General features: G+C 70.6%; 16 protein-coding genes. 6 read left to right on the forward strand and 10 right to left on the reverse strand.

Annotated features, from left to right (window positions below; translation table 11 throughout):
* Positions 1-325: 325 nt before the first annotated feature.
* Complete coding sequence (locus Asi03nite_RS29245; RefSeq protein ID WP_203683712.1) at positions 326-1,900, forward strand: sensor domain-containing diguanylate cyclase; 1,575 nt, start codon at positions 326-328, stop codon at positions 1,898-1,900.
* A gap of 153 nt (positions 1,901-2,053) precedes the next feature.
* Entirely contained in the window at positions 2,054-2,845 is a 792-nt protein-coding gene (locus Asi03nite_RS29250; RefSeq protein WP_239103021.1) for an SAM-dependent methyltransferase, read from the forward strand.
* 617 nt (positions 2,846-3,462) lie between these two features.
* Here the strand turns inward: Asi03nite_RS29250 and Asi03nite_RS29255 are convergent.
* The gene (locus Asi03nite_RS29255) at positions 3,463-3,771 is read right to left on the reverse strand and encodes a hypothetical protein (RefSeq protein ID WP_203683714.1); all 309 of its coding nucleotides are present in this window, start codon (positions 3,769-3,771) and stop codon (positions 3,463-3,465) included.
* Between the two features lie 58 nt (positions 3,772-3,829).
* Positions 3,830-4,180: a hypothetical protein gene (locus Asi03nite_RS29260; protein ID WP_203683715.1), complete on the reverse strand. Its 351-nt coding sequence runs from the start codon at positions 4,178-4,180 to the stop codon at positions 3,830-3,832.
* A 163-nt stretch (positions 4,181-4,343) separates the two neighbouring features.
* Between Asi03nite_RS29260 and Asi03nite_RS29265 the strand changes: the two genes are divergently transcribed.
* Complete coding sequence (locus tag Asi03nite_RS29265; protein WP_089295067.1) at positions 4,344-4,580, forward strand: DUF397 domain-containing protein; 237 nt, start codon at positions 4,344-4,346, stop codon at positions 4,578-4,580.
* 355 nt (positions 4,581-4,935) lie between these two features.
* On the opposite strand, the gene Asi03nite_RS29270 is transcribed toward Asi03nite_RS29265, so the two are convergent.
* Positions 4,936-5,826, reverse strand: a complete 891-nt coding sequence (locus tag Asi03nite_RS29270) for a Sco1979 family transcriptional regulator (RefSeq protein ID WP_203683716.1) — start codon at positions 5,824-5,826, stop codon at positions 4,936-4,938.
* 289 nt (positions 5,827-6,115) lie between these two features.
* Between Asi03nite_RS29270 and Asi03nite_RS29275 the strand changes: the two genes are divergently transcribed.
* A complete protein-coding gene (locus Asi03nite_RS29275; RefSeq protein ID WP_203683717.1) occupies positions 6,116-6,418 on the forward strand; it encodes a hypothetical protein in 303 nt (100 codons plus the stop codon).
* Positions 6,415-6,597 carry a hypothetical protein gene (locus Asi03nite_RS29280; protein WP_203683718.1) on the forward strand — a complete coding sequence of 61 codons (183 nt, stop codon included), beginning with the start codon at positions 6,415-6,417 and terminating at the stop codon, positions 6,595-6,597. The genes Asi03nite_RS29275 and Asi03nite_RS29280 overlap by 4 nt, the downstream gene beginning before the upstream one ends.
* Before the next feature lie 108 nt (positions 6,598-6,705).
* Here the strand turns inward: Asi03nite_RS29280 and Asi03nite_RS29285 are convergent, their stop codons facing one another.
* On the reverse strand, positions 6,706-8,913 hold the full coding sequence (locus Asi03nite_RS29285; RefSeq protein WP_239103015.1) for an LLM class flavin-dependent oxidoreductase: 2,208 nt from the start codon (positions 8,911-8,913) through the stop codon (positions 6,706-6,708).
* A 115-nt stretch (positions 8,914-9,028) separates the two neighbouring features.
* On the opposite strand from Asi03nite_RS29285, the gene Asi03nite_RS29290 reads away from it, so the two are divergent.
* A complete protein-coding gene (locus Asi03nite_RS29290; protein WP_239103016.1) occupies positions 9,029-9,328 on the forward strand; it encodes a DUF3040 domain-containing protein in 300 nt (99 codons plus the stop codon).
* 10 nt (positions 9,329-9,338) lie between these two features.
* Here Asi03nite_RS29290 and Asi03nite_RS29295 read toward each other — a convergent pair whose 3' ends face one another.
* The 6 genes from Asi03nite_RS29295 to Asi03nite_RS29320 form a co-directional block, all read right to left on the reverse strand.
* Positions 9,339-10,175: a phosphoribosylaminoimidazolesuccinocarboxamide synthase gene (locus Asi03nite_RS29295; protein ID WP_203683721.1), complete on the reverse strand. Its 837-nt coding sequence runs from the start codon at positions 10,173-10,175 to the stop codon at positions 9,339-9,341.
* Positions 10,176-10,321: 146 nt separating this feature from the next.
* Entirely contained in the window at positions 10,322-11,407 is a 1,086-nt protein-coding gene (locus tag Asi03nite_RS38625; RefSeq protein WP_203683722.1) for a PQQ-binding-like beta-propeller repeat protein, read from the reverse strand.
* 63 nt (positions 11,408-11,470) lie between these two features.
* The gene (locus Asi03nite_RS29305) at positions 11,471-12,052 is read right to left on the reverse strand and encodes a DUF305 domain-containing protein (RefSeq protein WP_239103017.1); all 582 of its coding nucleotides are present in this window, start codon (positions 12,050-12,052) and stop codon (positions 11,471-11,473) included.
* On the reverse strand, positions 12,049-12,888 hold the full coding sequence (locus Asi03nite_RS29310) for a lytic polysaccharide monooxygenase (protein ID WP_203683723.1): 840 nt from the start codon (positions 12,886-12,888) through the stop codon (positions 12,049-12,051). The genes Asi03nite_RS29305 and Asi03nite_RS29310 overlap by 4 nt, the downstream gene beginning before the upstream one ends.
* A gap of 70 nt (positions 12,889-12,958) precedes the next feature.
* Positions 12,959-14,257, reverse strand: coding sequence for a HAMP domain-containing protein (locus tag Asi03nite_RS29315; RefSeq protein ID WP_203683724.1), 1,299 nt, complete (start codon positions 14,255-14,257; stop codon positions 12,959-12,961).
* Positions 14,254-14,940 (reverse strand): response regulator transcription factor, encoded by a 687-nt coding sequence (locus Asi03nite_RS29320; protein ID WP_203683725.1) that lies wholly within the window; start codon positions 14,938-14,940, stop codon positions 14,254-14,256. The genes Asi03nite_RS29315 and Asi03nite_RS29320 overlap by 4 nt, the downstream gene beginning before the upstream one ends.
* Positions 14,941-14,950: the final 10 nt, after the last annotated feature.

Raw genomic sequence — 14,950 nt, forward strand, 5'->3', positions numbered from 1 at the left:
CGGCCGGGCTCCTCACGGAGCCCGGCCGCCGGTTTTCCACCCAGCCCAGCCGGCCGCCGTCGGCCGGCCGTCGAAGGTGTCTCACGGCCGTCGGCACGCCTCTGGGGCACCGGCCGGCGTGCCGGGGCCGGCGGTCAGAGGTGTATCGCCGGCGGAATCCGGGCGACTCAGATCACGGCGCTGAAAACGAAATGTTTTGTTGACAGAGCGCTAATCTCAGTTGACGGAGAGCTGATCATTGGCGCGGTTTTCCTCAACCCCGGCACCCCGCGACCGAATGGTCCAGCTGATCACGGAGAGGAGCACCGGGTTGAAAGAGCGCGCGATGGACGCCGAAGCGCTGTCCGCTGTCCTTCTCACGATCGAGGATTGCCGTTCCTGGGACGCCCACGCCCAGCTGGCGCGGACCGTCGAGCTGGAACGGATCGCGCACTCCCTCGGCGACGAGCTGCTCGCCGCGCGGGCCCGGCTCCTGCAGATCAACATGCGGATGCGCTGCGGCGACGTGGCCGCTGCCGCGGAACAGATCTGGCAGGTGCACCAGTGGGCTGTCGAGCACGACGCCCGGCAGCTGCTGGCCCGCACCCACCTGGTCTGGTCCGCGATCCACCTCCACCTCGGCGACGCCGAGCAGGGCCTGGAGCACGCGGTGCTCGCCGTCGAGCTGCTCGACGACGACTCCACCGAGCACATGCACGTCTGGCACCGGACGAAGCTGGCCGACGCGCTCTACTTCGCCGACGACATGGACGCCGCCCGGGTCCGTTACGCGCAGGCCGAGGAGATGGCGCTGCGCCTGGGCTCGCCGGCGCTGCTCTCCCTGCTGAACAACTACGCGTACGTGGAGGCCAGCATCGGCAACCAGGACCGCGCCGAGGAGGTCGCCAACCGGATGCAGCGGCTCTCCGACGAGTGGAACATGCCGCTGGAGCCCGCGTTCATCGACACGATCGGCTCGATCCAGGTCGCCGGTGGGCACTTCGCGGCCGCCGAGGAGACCATGCGGCTCTGCCTGGAGCGGCACGCCGAGGGCAGGTGGGACGACGCCAACGACATGGCGCAGTACCTGGTGACCCTGGCCCAGGCGCAGCGTGGGCTGGGCAAGTACGCCGAGGCCCAGGCCAATCTGGACAAGGCCCGCCAGCAGTGCGTCGAGCGGGACCTCGGCGAATCACTGGTCCGCATGCACCAGGAGCAGGCCGAGCTCTACGCGGCGCAGGGCGACTTCGCCGCCGCGTTCGCCGCGCACAAGACCTTCTTCGAGTTCTATCACCAACAGCAGTCGCTGCAGCGGGAGGCGCGGGCGCGCACCCGCCAGGCGATGTTCGAGACCGCCGAGGCGCGGCAGGAGGCGGAGCGGTTCCGCGAGCAGGCCCGGCGCGACCCGTTGACCGGACTGCACAACCGGCGGTACGTGGACGAGCGCCTGCCCCACCTGATCGAGACCGACCCGGCGCTCACCGTGGCACTGGTCGACCTGGACCACTTCAAGCAGATCAACGACCAGCTCTCGCACGACGTCGGCGACCAGGTCCTGGTACGGGTCGCCCAGGTGCTGTCCCGGGAGGTGACCGCGGCCTGCCCGGACGGCTTCGTGGCCCGGATGGGCGGCGAGGAGTTCCTGGTGGTGTTCCCCAGCACGCCGGTGCGCCGGGCCGCGGCCCAGCTCGACGGCATCCGGCGGGCCATCCGCAGCCAGCACTGGTCGCCTATCACCCACCACCTGCCGGTGACGGTGAGCATCGGCGTGGCCGGGCTCGGTGACGTCGCGAATCCCGCCCAGGCACCTCTACTGTCCACGGCGGACAGTCGTCTGTACGCTGCCAAGCACGGCGGACGTGACTGCGTGGTCTCCGGCACGGGCCTCCGTGACCGCATCGAACAGGTTCCGGCCGCCTAGGAAGTCCGCGCCACCGGCGTGACCACCTTCGGATTGCGGGGGTGATATCGGTCAATTGTTGGCGCTAGGCTGGACCGGCTGTCGACGATCGACGGTCGGGTGCGCGAGGAGGCGATCGTGGAGCAGAGCAGTGGCAACTCCGCACAGCACGAGATCGCGCCGCCCGGGGTCAACCCGAATGTTCCGCACTCCGCCCGCATCTACGACTATTGGCTCGGCGGCAAGGACAACTTCGCAGTGGACCGCGCGGTCGGCGAGGCGATGATCCAGGCCATCCCCGGCATGCGGCACATGGCCGGCGAGAACCGCAAGTTCGTCCACCGCGCCGCCCGCGACCTGGTCGCCAAGGAGGGCATCCGCCAGTTCCTGGACGTCGGGACGGGCATCCCCACCTCGCCGAACCTGCACGAGATCGCGCAGAGGATCGCCCCCGAGACCCGGGTGGTCTACGTCGACAACGACCCGATCGTCCTGGTCCACGCCCGCGCGCTGATGCTCAGCCACCCCGACGGCCGCAGTGAGTACATCAGCGCCGACATCCGCGACCCGCGCTCGATCCTGGAAAATCCGGTGCTCACCGACACCCTCGACCTGACGGAGCCGGTCGGGCTCACTCTCATCGCCATCCTGATGCTCCTGGCGGACGCCGACGACCCGTGGACCACTGTCGCGGAGCTGCGCGACGCCATGCCGTCCGGCAGCTGCCTGGCGATCACCCATCCCACCGCCGACTTCAACCCGGAGGCGGTCCAGCAGGCGGTCGCCGCGGCCACCGGCGCCGGGATGACGCTGGTCGCCCGCACACGGGAGGCGGTGGCCCGCTTCTTCGGTGACTGGGAGCTGCTGGAGCCGGGCCTGGTTCCGGTGTCCGCCTGGCGCCCGGACACCGAGGTGGAGAATCCGGAAGCGGCCTACTACTGGTCCGGAGTCGCCCGCAAGCCCTGATATTCCGCCCGTCCTTCCGCCGCCCGCAAGCCCCGGTCCCCTCTTGGAGCCGCCCGCAAGCCCCGATCCCGTCCCGGAGCCGCCCGCAAGCCCTGACCCCGTCCCGGTTCGCGCGTTCGCGATCTGACCCGACGGGCTCTCGGATCACCTCCAATCGTGCGCACTCAGGTCTCTTCCACGCATAACACCTGAGGTGCACCCGGATCGGCCCCGCCCACTGCCCGGGCGGGGCCGATCCCTTTCCGGCGCGGCGTGAAAGGTGCGGCGTGAAAGGTGCGGCGTAAAAGGTGCGGCCTGAAGGGTGCGGCGTAAAAGGTGCGGCGTCAGCCCGACGAACAGTCACAGCTCGACGAGATGAGCCGGCAACGCATGGGCGGACTGGGTGGACGGCGCGCGCGTCGGGCCGGCGACCGTGCGTGGCGTTGTCCGGAAAGGACGGCGGCGAAGAGCCTCGACGATCAGCGGTGAGCCGCGCCGCCGGTCGTGACCGGCCGGCGGCGGGCCTGTTCACTCACACACACCGCTCGGAGAACCCCACTCCGACGGCCGATTTCGCCCATTCAAGGATGGACCGGATGGGTGGCCCAGCACGGGGAACCAGGCCACCCACCCGGAGATCAGACGGGTGTGTCGCGCAACACCCGAAGTCGTGGCCGTTTGCAGGCCGGCGGGACCGGCACGCGGCCGGCGCGGATCAGCACCTCGCGGACGATGCCCTCACGGCCGTCCGGGTCGACCACGATGCCGCGCACGCCGAGCCACGTCTCGCCCTCGTGCGGGATCGGCTTGTGCCAGTCGACCCGGACCACGCGCAGCCGGATCGTGCCGACCCCGTAGCAGTAGTCCGACTCGGCGAACTCGTACACCGGCCAGCGGGGCCGGGACGGCCGCAACCGGTCGTCACGGACTCGCGGTGCCGAAGCCATCCACCGGGAACGGGCGTGCGGCTGGCCCACAGGGCCGTGCCCGTGACAACGAACGAGTTCAGTCGCGCGCGTCGGACTCACCCTCCTCTGCCGGCGGCTCGGCGACGATGACGCCGCCAGGCCGACTCAGTGCGTAACGAACACCGCCGAACCGGTGACTGACCGCGCTGGCCCGGCTGGAGGCGGCGACCACGTCGTCCGTGATCACCGCTACCCGGTGGACCGGCGACGGATTGCCCCGGCGCGTGCCGGTTTCGGGCGCGCCGGGGTTACCCGGATCAGGATGTTCCGGACCGATGTTGGGAATCGACACACTCGTCACCTCTCGCTCGGACGCCCCCGCCAGGGAGCCTTGCGCCGAGGCCGCAGACTGTCGCTCCGCGACCGACCCGTCACCCAAAGAGTTCACTCTGTGTGATCCCCCTTGGATCCACTCACGTGCGTTATCATGCTCAGAATCCCGTGACTACGCAAGGCCAGATGCACGTGCATTTGCATCACCGCCATAAATAGCCATGTGGACACCACATCCCGGGTCGATCGGCGATCCGGGCGAACCAAGGGAGCTTGGAATGACCTACGTGGTCAACGGCATGCCTGCCGGTCAGCTGCAGGGCGTGACCTGGCAGAAGAGCCGTCGCAGCAACCCGAGTGGCAACTGTGTGGAGTGCGCCGTCCTGCCCGGCGGCGACGTCGCCGTGCGCAACTCCCGCGACCCGGAAGGTGCCGCGCTGATCTACACCCGGGCCGAGATCGAGGCGTTCCTCGGCGGCGTCCGGGACGGGGACTTCGACAACCTGCTGGCCTGAGCGCCAGGCGCACCGCGGGCCGGGAAGCCGGCGGTGCAGACATCGGTCCGGCCGGACTGCAGTGCCCGGCCGGACCATGACCACATCCGCGGGCGGCCCTGTGGCCGCCCTTTTCCATGCCGTGCCGGATGTGGCGCGAAGACCCGCCCCGCCAGTTCGCCATGCCCGGCCCGGACGAGGCGTGAAGACCCTCCCCGCCACTCTGCCGGGATGAGGCGCGAAGGCCCGCCTGTGCCGCTCCTCCACGTCCCGGCGAGATGACGCGCGTGGAGCCGGCCCCAGGACAGTTCCACGCGCCAGGAACCAACGTTCACGACCACGCCGAGCGGCCCGCGCGGCTTCCCGCACGCCGCACTCAGATCGGGCGGCCCACCTCGTTCAGGAGCTTGCCCAGGATCTCCGGCGTGTGGTTCGGCGGCTCCGCGTCGATGCAGACGCGCTCCATGGCCATCGCGTACTGATCCACGTCCTCGCGCTTGTCGAGGTAGATCGCGCTGGTGAGCTGCTCCACGTAGACCACGTCGGGCAGCTCGGGCTCGGGGAACCGCAGGATCGCGAACGGGCCGCCGGCCGCCGCGTGGCCGCCCGCGGTGAACGGGATGATCTGCAGCCGCACGCTGGGCAGCTTGGAGGCCTCGATGAGGGCCTCGATCTGGGCGCGCATCACGTCCACCCCGCCGATCGGCCGCCGCAGCACCGCCTCGTCGATCACCGCCCAGAGCTGTGGGCCACCCGGACGGGTGAGAATCGCCTGCCGCTGGCGGCGCACCTCGACCCGCCTGTTGATCTCCTCGGCGCTCGCGCCGGCGTGTCCGAGCATGATCACTGCCCGCGCGTACTCCGGCGTCTGCAGCAGGCCCGGGACGAACTGGATCTCATAGGTACGAATGAGGGTGGCGGCCGCCTCGAGCCCCAGATAGGCCTGGAACCAGGACGGCAGAACGTCGTTCAGCTGCTGCCACCAGCCGGGGCTGTTCGCCTGGCGGGCCAGGCTCAGCAGCTGCTCCCGCTCGTCCTTGTCGATCACGCCATACATGGTCAACAGGTCCGCGACGTCGCGTTCCTTGAAGCTGACCCGGCCCAGCTCCATCCGGCTGATCTTGGATCCGGAGGCGCGGATCTCGTAGCCCGCCGCCTCGCGCGTGATCCCTTTCGACTCCCGCAGCTTCCGGAGCTGGGAGCCGAGCAGAATGCGGAGCACGGTCGGGCCGCCGCCCGGCGCCTCCTCCTGCGTACCCGCGCTCACCTGACTCCTCGTCGCCGCCTCGTGACTGCCGGAACGCAGTCGCATGCATCCTAGAGCGGAGATCGTCTACTACGAAACCGCGTCAAGCGTAGACCCGCTGTCGCCGTGCGCGCTCAAATGCACGTGCAGACGGCCTTGCGGACGCACTTGATGACGAGCATGATAGCTGACAGACACGTACCGACTGCTAACGCAGCGTGCCGAAATCTTCGGCTGCTCGGCCGATGCGCGCAGTCGGCGGTGCCTGCTGGCCCCCTGACGCCGCCTCGAGAGCTTTGGAGGCACCGTGATGTCGAACTGGTTGACATCCACGCCGACGGTCACCCCGCCCCAGCGGGACCCGGCGGATGTGGCTCCGTCCGAGAGCTACCGCCCGGCCGACCCGGTCTGGGTCTACCGCGACGGCTGGCGAGCCGGCGTGATCGAGGCCGCCTCCCCCCGGGCCGTCACGGTGACCTACAAACCCGGCACCCACCGCGGCACCGGCGTCGACACGTTCACCGCCCCTTATGTGACGTCGCGTGACGACGACGACCCCACTCTCGACAACCGCGGTCTGCGCCTGGTCCGCCGGAAGCCGCTGGCGTCATGACCGGAGCCGTGACGGTGGCCGCGATCGTCGGCCTGCTGAGCCTCTTCTCCGGCGTGGCCCTGGGGTGGTACCTGCGCCGCACCAACGACTGGTGCCCCACCTGCGGCGAGCAGCTCACCTGCGGCGACTGCAAGATGAGCATGCACTGGCCGGAGCAGGCCGCCGCCGGTCACCGTTAGAGCATCTTCTGGTACGGCGCGAGCCAGGCCCGCCCCGTGCAGGTCTCGCGCGACGCGGCCGTCGGTTCAAGCCGCGGAGCGCCTCGAGGCCGCTTCCGCACATTCGCGCTACGGAACGATATTGAAGTTGTCCCGGAAGACGTTGTCCGGGTCGAAGCGCGCCTTCAACTCCCGCAACCGCCGCAGGGTCGCCGGCGGCCAGGCCTCAGTGATCCGTTCCGGCCGTTGATCGGTCTCGAACGAGAGATACAGCCCGCTGAAGTAGCCCGACAGCTCCTCCCAGGCCGCATCCAGCCCCGGCCGGGAAGCGCCGAACGCGACGACAGAGAAGTTCGCCTCGCGGTGCGCGTAGGCGGTCGCCTCCGGCGGGACGTCGGCCACCGCGCCGCCCACCGAGCGGACCTGGAAGAAATAGGCCGCCCCGGAGGCGAGCAGCTTGGCGACCGCCGCGCAGAACTGCGGCGTCAGGTGCTCGATCAGACCGGAACGGGCGGCCGGGTCGCCTTGGCCGTCGTGCGGGGCGTCCGGCACGTTCATCACGCCTGCATACGGCACCAGCTGCACCTGCTGGTCGAGCAGCGGCGCGATCGAGGCGATCGGCGTGAACCGCTCGATGATGGTGTCCGGGATCTCGGAGTTGACGACTCCGTAGATCTGTGCGAGCGCCTGCCCGCGCCGCGGCGGTCCCATGATCAGGTTGGTGGTGACGTCCCGCGGGGCCGCCTCCATCGCGGCGCCCCACCGTTCCAGCAAGCCCGCGCCGTCGGTGGCGTCCAGGACGAACTGCCCGAAACCAACCGGTCCGACCTCGTCCACCTCGAACTCGAACGCGGTGACGATGCCGAAGTTCGCGCCGGCACCGCGGACCGCCCAGAACAGGTCCGGGTTCTCCGACGAGCTGGCGCGCACCACGGCGCCGTCGGCGAGGATCAGCTCGGCCGCGCGCATCTTGTCGAGGGTCAGCCCGTGCTGACGGGCCAGCCAGCCGATGCCGCCCGCGGTGGCCAGCCCGCCGACCCCGACGCCGCCGTAGTCGCCGCTGCTCAGCGCCCAGCCGTGCGGGGCGAGAGCGGCGGCCACCTCCGTCCAGCGGGCGCCCGGACCGACCCGGATCAGGCGAGCTTCCGTGGACAGGATCTCTATCGAGTTCAGACGTCCGACATCGATCACGATGCCGCCGTCGTTGGTGGAGCGGCCGCTGATGCCGTGGCCGCCGCTGCGCACGGCGAGCGGCACCTCCTGGTCGCGGGCGAATGCCAGCGCGGCCACGGTCTGCTCGATGTCGCGCGGCTGCAGCACCAGACCGGGAGCGCCGCCGCGCATGTAGGTGGAGCGGACCCGGGCGTACGAGTGATCGCCCGGCTCGATCGCGACCGACGCGAGCGAATCGGGAAGGCCGTCGTAGTCGATCCCGCCGCGGCGGAGGGCCAGCGCCGCCCGACCGCGCACCGGACCGGTCGGCACGCCGCTCGCGGCGCGTTCCCGGTCGACCGCCTCGCGCAGCGCCGGGATCACCTCGGAGGCGAATCGTTCCAGCTCGGCCGGCTGGTCGGTGGCGACGACGAAGGTGCTCACGCCGTGCTCCAGGACATGTCCCAGCAGCTCGTCGACGTCCTGCCCGGTCGACACGTTCAGCAGTCGCCGGATCTCCCGGGGATCACGGCCGGCCGCGGCCGCCGCGTCATCGATGATCTTGTTGCCGTGCGCCAGCGCGCCGGGCTTGAGGTACGACAGCGACGGCAGCCAGCCGTCCGCTTTCGCACCCACCAGCCGCAGCATCCGCGGGCCGTAGGCGCCCAGCCAGATCGGCACCCGATGGGCCGGCGCGGGGCCCCGCTTGGTGCCGTTGAGCTGGTAGTACTTCCCGTCGTAGCGGATCGCCCGGCGGCTGTCGGTGTCCCACAGCTCGCGGATCACGTCGATCGCCTCGCCGAGTTGCTCGACCGATTCGCCGGGACTGCGACGAGTGACGCCCATCGCGACCATCGGATCCCAGAAGCCACCGGCGCCCAGGCCGAGCGCGAGCCGCCCGCCGGAGAGCAGATCCAGGCTGGCCGCGGCTCGGGCCAGCACCGGAGCCGGACGCATCGGGATGTTCAGCACGTTCCCGGCCAGGGTGATCCGCTCGGTACGGGCGGCGACCCAGCTCAGCAGTGTCCAGGTGTCCAGGAACGCCGGCTGGTAGGGGTGGTCCTGGAAGGTGACCAGGTCGTAGCCGAGCTGCTCGCTGAGCACCGCCCGGACGACCACACCCTCCGGGTCGTCGTTGGCCGGCGTCAGGAACGTTCCGAACCGCAGCGGGTGCCCGTAGTCCACTCCATGATCGTATGCCGGGCTCGTGCGTTGTGGCGCTCCCGTGACATTCACGGTCGACCGCTCCCCGGACGCGGTACGTTCGAGCAGTCCACCCTCGCTACGGAGGTGACGGCGCGTGCTCGAGCCGCGGGAAGGGCAAGAGTTCGACGGCATGATGTCCCAGCTGCGGGACTCCGATCCGGAATTCGCCCGCCGGGTCGAGCGGATGCGGCTCCGTCGACGCCGGCGCTGGCTGATCCTGGCGATTCTGTTGTGGACCGTGACCCCGTTCTGTCTGATCTTCGGCGGCTGGACGGGCGTGCTGGAGGCGGTGCTGGCCGTCGCCTACGGCGCTCGGCTGATGCGCAAGCGCAGCAAGGCCGGCCAGCCCTCGTCCCCGTCGTCCACGGACCAGCGCCCGACCGCGGAGGCCTGACCGTGGAGGCCTAGCTCCAGCGGTCTCCGGTGAGCCGTTCGTAGACCTCGACGTAGCGGTCGCGGGTCGCCTCGACGACGCGGTCCGGCAGCTCCGGCCCCGGCTCGGTCCGGTCCCAGTCGGTCTCCCGGGTCGCCCAGTCGCGGAGCACCTGCTTGTCCAGGTAGCGCTGGACGTCGCCGGGCTGCCACTCCTCGGCCGCCCAGAACCGCGACGAGTCCGGCGTGAGCAGCTCGTCCCCGAGCTTCAGCTCGCGGTCCTTGAGCCCCAGCTCGACCTTGGTGTCGGCGATCAGGATCCCCTTGGCCGCCGCGATCTCCGACCCGCGCCGGTAGATCTCCAGCGTGATCCGGCGCAGCTCCTCGGCCTGGTCCTTGCCCTCCTGCTCGACCACCTGCTCGAAGGTCATCGGCTGGTCGTGCCCGGCGCCGACCGCCTCCTTGGTGCTCGGCGTGAAGATCGGCTCCGGCAGCCGCGAGCCCTCGACCAGGCCGGGCGGCAGCGGAACGCCACTGACCGCCGCGTCGCGCCGGTAGTCCTTGAGCCCGGAGCCGGCCAGGTAGCCGCGGGCGATGCACTCCACCTTGACCATCTCGAGCCGCTCGCACCGGATGGCCCGCCCGGCCCACTCCTGCGGCACGTCGGTGGAGGAGATCACATGGTTCGGAACGACGTCGCTGAGCTGGTCGAACCACCAGAGCGAGAGCTGGGTGAGGATCTTCCCCTTGTCCGGAATCGGGGTCGGAAGGATCACGTCGAAGATCGAGATCCGGTCCGAGGCGACCAGCACCAGGTCCTCACCGTCCGCGTAGACGTCCCGGACCTTGCCGGAGTGCAGCAGCTCCACGTGTTCCCCTCAGGTATGGCCGGTAGGCGTGCTGGTTCACGCTATCGAATCCCGCCGGGGCCGGTGTCGAGCGGTGATCCGGCAAACTGGCCGCGGTGGGCGGCTGGACCGATCAGGCGTCCGCTCACCCGTCCCTGGGCAGACAGCTACGGCTGGTAGGCGGTCAGGCGCGGGCCGTCGACCTGGTAGAGGTGGCCGCCCGTGGGGATGGTGAAGCCGGGGAAAGCGGGACCGGCGGGAGCGCCGGTGGCGGCGATCAGGACCGGGCCGCCGGTGTAGAGCAGGCCCCCGGCCACCACCGGCTGGGCGGCCTTCTCCGCCAGGGTGCGGGACCACAACCGGCGGCCGCTGGCGGCGTCCCGGGCCGACACCATCCGCCCGGCGGCCAGATACACCCGGGGACCGTCGGTGGCCACCAGCGGCGTCACCTTGCCCGGCGCCGTCCACAGCGTGGCGCCGCTGTCCGCCCGCACGGCCACCAGCGCCCCCACGGGGTCCGTCGCATAGATCCGGTCGCCCGCCGGGCTCGCCGCCAGCGCCTGCAGCGCGACCGGCCGGGACCAGCGTGCCAGCCCGGTGGTGATGGAGACCGCCGTGGTCTCCCCGGCCGGCTGGCCGTAGCCGTTCGTTCTCGTCAACGGGACCAGGCCGTCCGCCGACACGCCGGCCGCGGCGTGGTGCGGCTTGCTCCAGAGCAACCGCCCGTCCCGTACGCGATATGCCGCCACCCGGTCCTCGTCGGAGGGTGACGTCCCGGAGACCAGGACCACGCCCTTGTCCACCAGCACCGAGTCGACCGGATTGTCCAGTTCCAGTTTCCAGCGCAGACGGCCGGACGGGTCCAGGACTGTCAACCGCCCGTCCGGGTCGCTCATCGAGTTGCAGTCGCCGTTGGCCAGGACCAGCGAGCCGCCCTCGACGGCCATCCGCGGGGTGCTGTTGTCATCGGCGTCATCCCAGGTGAACCGCCACCTCACGGCGCCGCTGCCGGGGTCGTACGCGGAGACTCCCGCACGGTCCGTGGCGAAGATCCGGCCGGCGCCCAGCACCGGCGCGGAGAATCCCGAGCAGCTCTGCTCGATCCCGCGCAGGGGTACCGACCAACTCGGGGTGAGGCGCCCGACGGTGGACGCGGTGATCACCGACTCGCGCGGGTTGAAGTGGCTGTCCTCGGCGTCGAAGCCGGGGTGCGGCCAGGCCAGCAGAGCGGTCACCAACAACGCGGCGTGCATACTAGGAAAATACGGGAGAATCGGATGGCCCGCCTACCAGGGCGGGCCATCCGAGACGGGAACTCAGCCGTTCAGCAGGCGCAGCATCTGCTGGACCTGGTCGGTGCGCGATTCCTTGACCCGCTCCGCGAATTGCTTGGCCTGCTCGTTCGTGCCCTTGTCGAGCTCCAGCTGGGCCATCTCCACGGCGTTGTGCTGGTGCGCCAGGAACAGGTTCAGGAACGCGGTCTCGAACTCCGCCTTCCCCACCGTCCGCAACGAGTCGATCTCGGCGTCGGTGGTGCTGGGCAGGCCACCGTGGTCGGCGTGGACGCTGACCCGCTTGTCGACAGCTGTGGGCTTGCCCCACTCGGTCAGCCAGTTCTTCATCATGGCCAGCTCGTCGGTCTGGGTCAGCTCGACGGCCCTGGCCAGATCGGCGACGTCGGACCGGGTGGCCCGGGACGCGCCGATCTCCGCCATCTGCAGGCCCTGCTGCTGGTGGTCGACCAGCATCTGCAGGAACATCACGTCCCGGTCGTTGTACGTCGAGCCGGCGGCGATGTCGGCGACGTTGCTCGCCACCGGTGCGGGCGGTGTCTCGGGGGAGGTCCCACAGGCGCCGAGCGAGAGCACCAGCGCGGCGGCCACCAGGTAGCGCCTCACAGCGGCAGCCAGAGGGCGAGCGTGAACATCGACGGCTCCCAGCTGCGGATCGAGGTGTGCGACTGGCGGCACCGGTAGGAGGCGCCGTGGTAGGTCACCACGTCACCGCTCCGGTAGCTGACGCCCGCCGCCCAGGAACCGCCCGCGGAGGTGGCCGAAGAGGAGGACGAGGTCGCGGTGACGGTAGGAGCCGCGGTGGTCGGCGCGTCGGTGGTGGGCGCGTCGGTGGTGGGCGCGTCGGTGGTGGGCGGCGCCGTGGGAGCCGCGGTGGTCGGCTTGGCGGCGGGAGCGGACGTGGGCGTGGACGTCGGAGCTGAGGCCGCCCCGCCGCCGATGTTCAGGTCCACACAGCTGTAGAACGCGTTGGTCGTGTCGCCGATGTTCCAGACCGCGAGCACTGTGTGCTTGCCGGGGAACCTGCTCAGGTTCACGGTGTGGCTGACGGTCGCCTCGGGAATCGCGTTCTTGTCGTCGAACGTGGCCACCTCGGCGCCGTCCACGTAGTACACCCAGGTCGCCGTCCGGTGCCGGGCGGTGAGCACCCAGTTGAACTTCACCGAGGTGCCCACGCTGGTGGCCGGCCAGTTCCGGGAGTTGTCGTTCAGGACCGAGAAGCCGGCGTTCCCGCCGTTGCACTGCTTGGAGCCCTTCGGCGCCTCGACGCTCTGCGGCTCGAACTGGATGGCGCCGCAGTCGGCCACCTTGCCGGCGGCGCACTGCGCCTGCCGGCTCGGCGGCGACGAGACGTAACCGTGGGCCAGGGCCGGTGAGGCGATCACCAATGTCGACCCGACCATCCCGAGAGTGGCCAGCGGATAGGCGATCTTCCTGCGCATGTCGGTTCTCCAGAGCTCGTCCCGCTTGCTTACGAGCCGGAACGTTAGGGAGCGCCGCCATAACGGCGCCTTAAGACGACCGAAAACCGGTCTGAAGACCTACCTCGGACGTCATCAGGAAACCCACGCGGGCCCCGCCCAGCGGACTCTGCCCGACCACCAACTGCCCGCGCACGGTGTCCGCGGCCCGCCGCACGATGTCCAGCCCGAGCCCGGTCGAGCCGGCCCCGCTGAACCCGCGCCGCACCGCCGACTCCGGATCGGGGATTCCCGGCCCCGCGTCGTCCACGAGCAGTCCCGTCGCGGACACGCTGACCCGGAAGGCCACCCCCTCCGGCGTGTGCGAGAAGACGTTGCCGAGCATCGCGTCCACCACCAGGATCACGTCGCTGCGGGACATCGGCACCGGCACCGGCTCGTTGCCGCCGACCACCTCCCACGGCCGCTCCTGGTCCTCGGCCAGCACCGACCAGAACGCCAGGCGGTCGGCCAGCACCTCGACCAGGTCGCACTGCTCGTTGCCGCGGGCCTCGACGCCGAGCCGAGCGCCCGTGATGATCGCCTCCAGCTCCTCGTCGAGCAGGTCGCAGGCCTGTCGCATCCGGTCCGCGATCGGGCCCGGCGGGATGGTCTCGGCGTCCAGTCGGAGCGCCGTCAACGGCGTACGCAATCGGTGGGAAAGGTCCGCGGCGAGCTCGCGCTCGCGGTCCAGCAGGCGCCGCAGGTCCCCGGCCATGGTGTTGAAGGCCTGCGCCGCGTCGCGCAGCTCGCGCGGGCCGGACGGCTCGATGCGCTCGTTGAGCTCGCCGCCGCCGAGGCGGCGGGTGGACGCCGCGAGCTGCCGGGTGGCCCGGACCATCTGCGCCCCGAGCCGGTCGGCGAGCAGCGTCGACCCGGCCACCAGCACCACGGCCAGGCCGAATAGCGACGCCCAGGCCTTGTATACGCCGCGGCGCATCTCGGCGTCGGTGACGAACACCTCGACGACCACGGTCCGGCCGTCGGTGAGCACGGTGGGCTGTAGGTAGGCGAGACCACCGGCGGCGGCCGCGGTCGCCGAGCGGCGCTGCTTCGCGGCCCTCTCCACGGTGGAACCGCCGAGGTGCGACGACCCGATCGGATCAAGGCCGGGCAGATGCACGGCGAGCAGCCCGGCGCTGCCCGCCGACGTGCTCGCCACCGCGTTCGTCAGCGCTGTCGGTTCCGCGTTCACGCCGAGCACGGTGACCATCGAGGTGGCCTGCTGCCGCGCCTCGGAGATGGCCTTGTCATGGGCGATCTGCCAGATCGCCACGGCCAGCGGGACCAGGAACGCCAGCGCGACCATCGAGGTGATCGCCAGGGCCAGCCGGTTGAGCGCCCACCTCACTGCGGATCGACCATCATCACACCGACACCGCGGACGGTGTGCAGGAACCGCGGCTTGGCGGCGGTCTCCCCGAGCTTGCGGCGCAACCAGGAGATGTGTACGTCGATGGTCTGCTCCTCGCCGATCCGCGCCTGGTTCCACACCTGGTTCATCAACTCCCGCCGGCTGATCACCTGGCCGACCCGCTCCGCCAGGTACGCCAGCACGTCGAACTCGCGACGGGTCAGCTGCAGCGGCTCGCCGCGCAGCTCCGCCCGGCGCTGGCGCGGTTTGATCACCAGCTCGCCGACCGTGATCGTGGTCGGCGCCTGCTCGGTGGTGGTCCGCGCCCGGCGCAGCACCGCCGAGATCCGGGCCAGGATGTGCCCACCGGAGAACGGCTTGGTCACGTAGTCGTCGGCGCCGGCGCTCAGCAGTGCGATGATGTCGGCCTCCGAGCGCCGCGCGGTCGCCACGATCACCGGCACGTCGGAGACCGTGCGCATCATCCGCAGCGCGTCGGTCCCGTCGATGTCGGGCAGTCCGAGGTCGAGGATGACCAGGTCGGGCCGCTCCTGAGTGACGATCTTCAACGCCTGGGCGGCCTGGCCGACGGGCCGGACCACGTGCCCGGCATCGGTCAGCGCACGGGCCAGCGCGGCCGCGATGTTGCGGTCGTCCTCGACCAACAGGATCAACGCCATGGCGTACACC

The organism is Actinoplanes siamensis (assembly GCF_016862395.1).
GTDB classification, from domain to species: domain Bacteria; phylum Actinomycetota; class Actinomycetes; order Mycobacteriales; family Micromonosporaceae; genus Actinoplanes; species Actinoplanes siamensis.

What these genes read in the sequence shown, in the direction of transcription:
- Asi03nite_RS29245 (WP_203683712.1), top strand. Translation starts at nt 326, where the DNA reads ATGGACGCCGAAGCGCTGTCCGCTGTCCTTCTCACGATCGAGGATTGC.
- Asi03nite_RS29255 (WP_203683714.1), bottom strand. Translation starts at nt 3,771, where the DNA reads ATGGCTTCGGCACCGCGAGTCCGTGACGACCGGTTGCGGCCGTCCCGG.
- Asi03nite_RS29265 (WP_089295067.1), top strand. Translation starts at nt 4,344, where the DNA reads ATGACCTACGTGGTCAACGGCATGCCTGCCGGTCAGCTGCAGGGCGTG.
- Asi03nite_RS29275 (WP_203683717.1), top strand. Translation starts at nt 6,116, where the DNA reads ATGTCGAACTGGTTGACATCCACGCCGACGGTCACCCCGCCCCAGCGG.
- Asi03nite_RS29280 (WP_203683718.1), top strand. Translation starts at nt 6,415, where the DNA reads ATGACCGGAGCCGTGACGGTGGCCGCGATCGTCGGCCTGCTGAGCCTC.
- Asi03nite_RS38625 (WP_203683722.1), bottom strand. Translation starts at nt 11,407, where the DNA reads ATGCACGCCGCGTTGTTGGTGACCGCTCTGCTGGCCTGGCCGCACCCC.
- Asi03nite_RS29310 (WP_203683723.1), bottom strand. Translation starts at nt 12,888, where the DNA reads ATGCGCAGGAAGATCGCCTATCCGCTGGCCACTCTCGGGATGGTCGGG.
- Asi03nite_RS29320 (WP_203683725.1), bottom strand. Translation starts at nt 14,940, where the DNA reads ATGGCGTTGATCCTGTTGGTCGAGGACGACCGCAACATCGCGGCCGCG.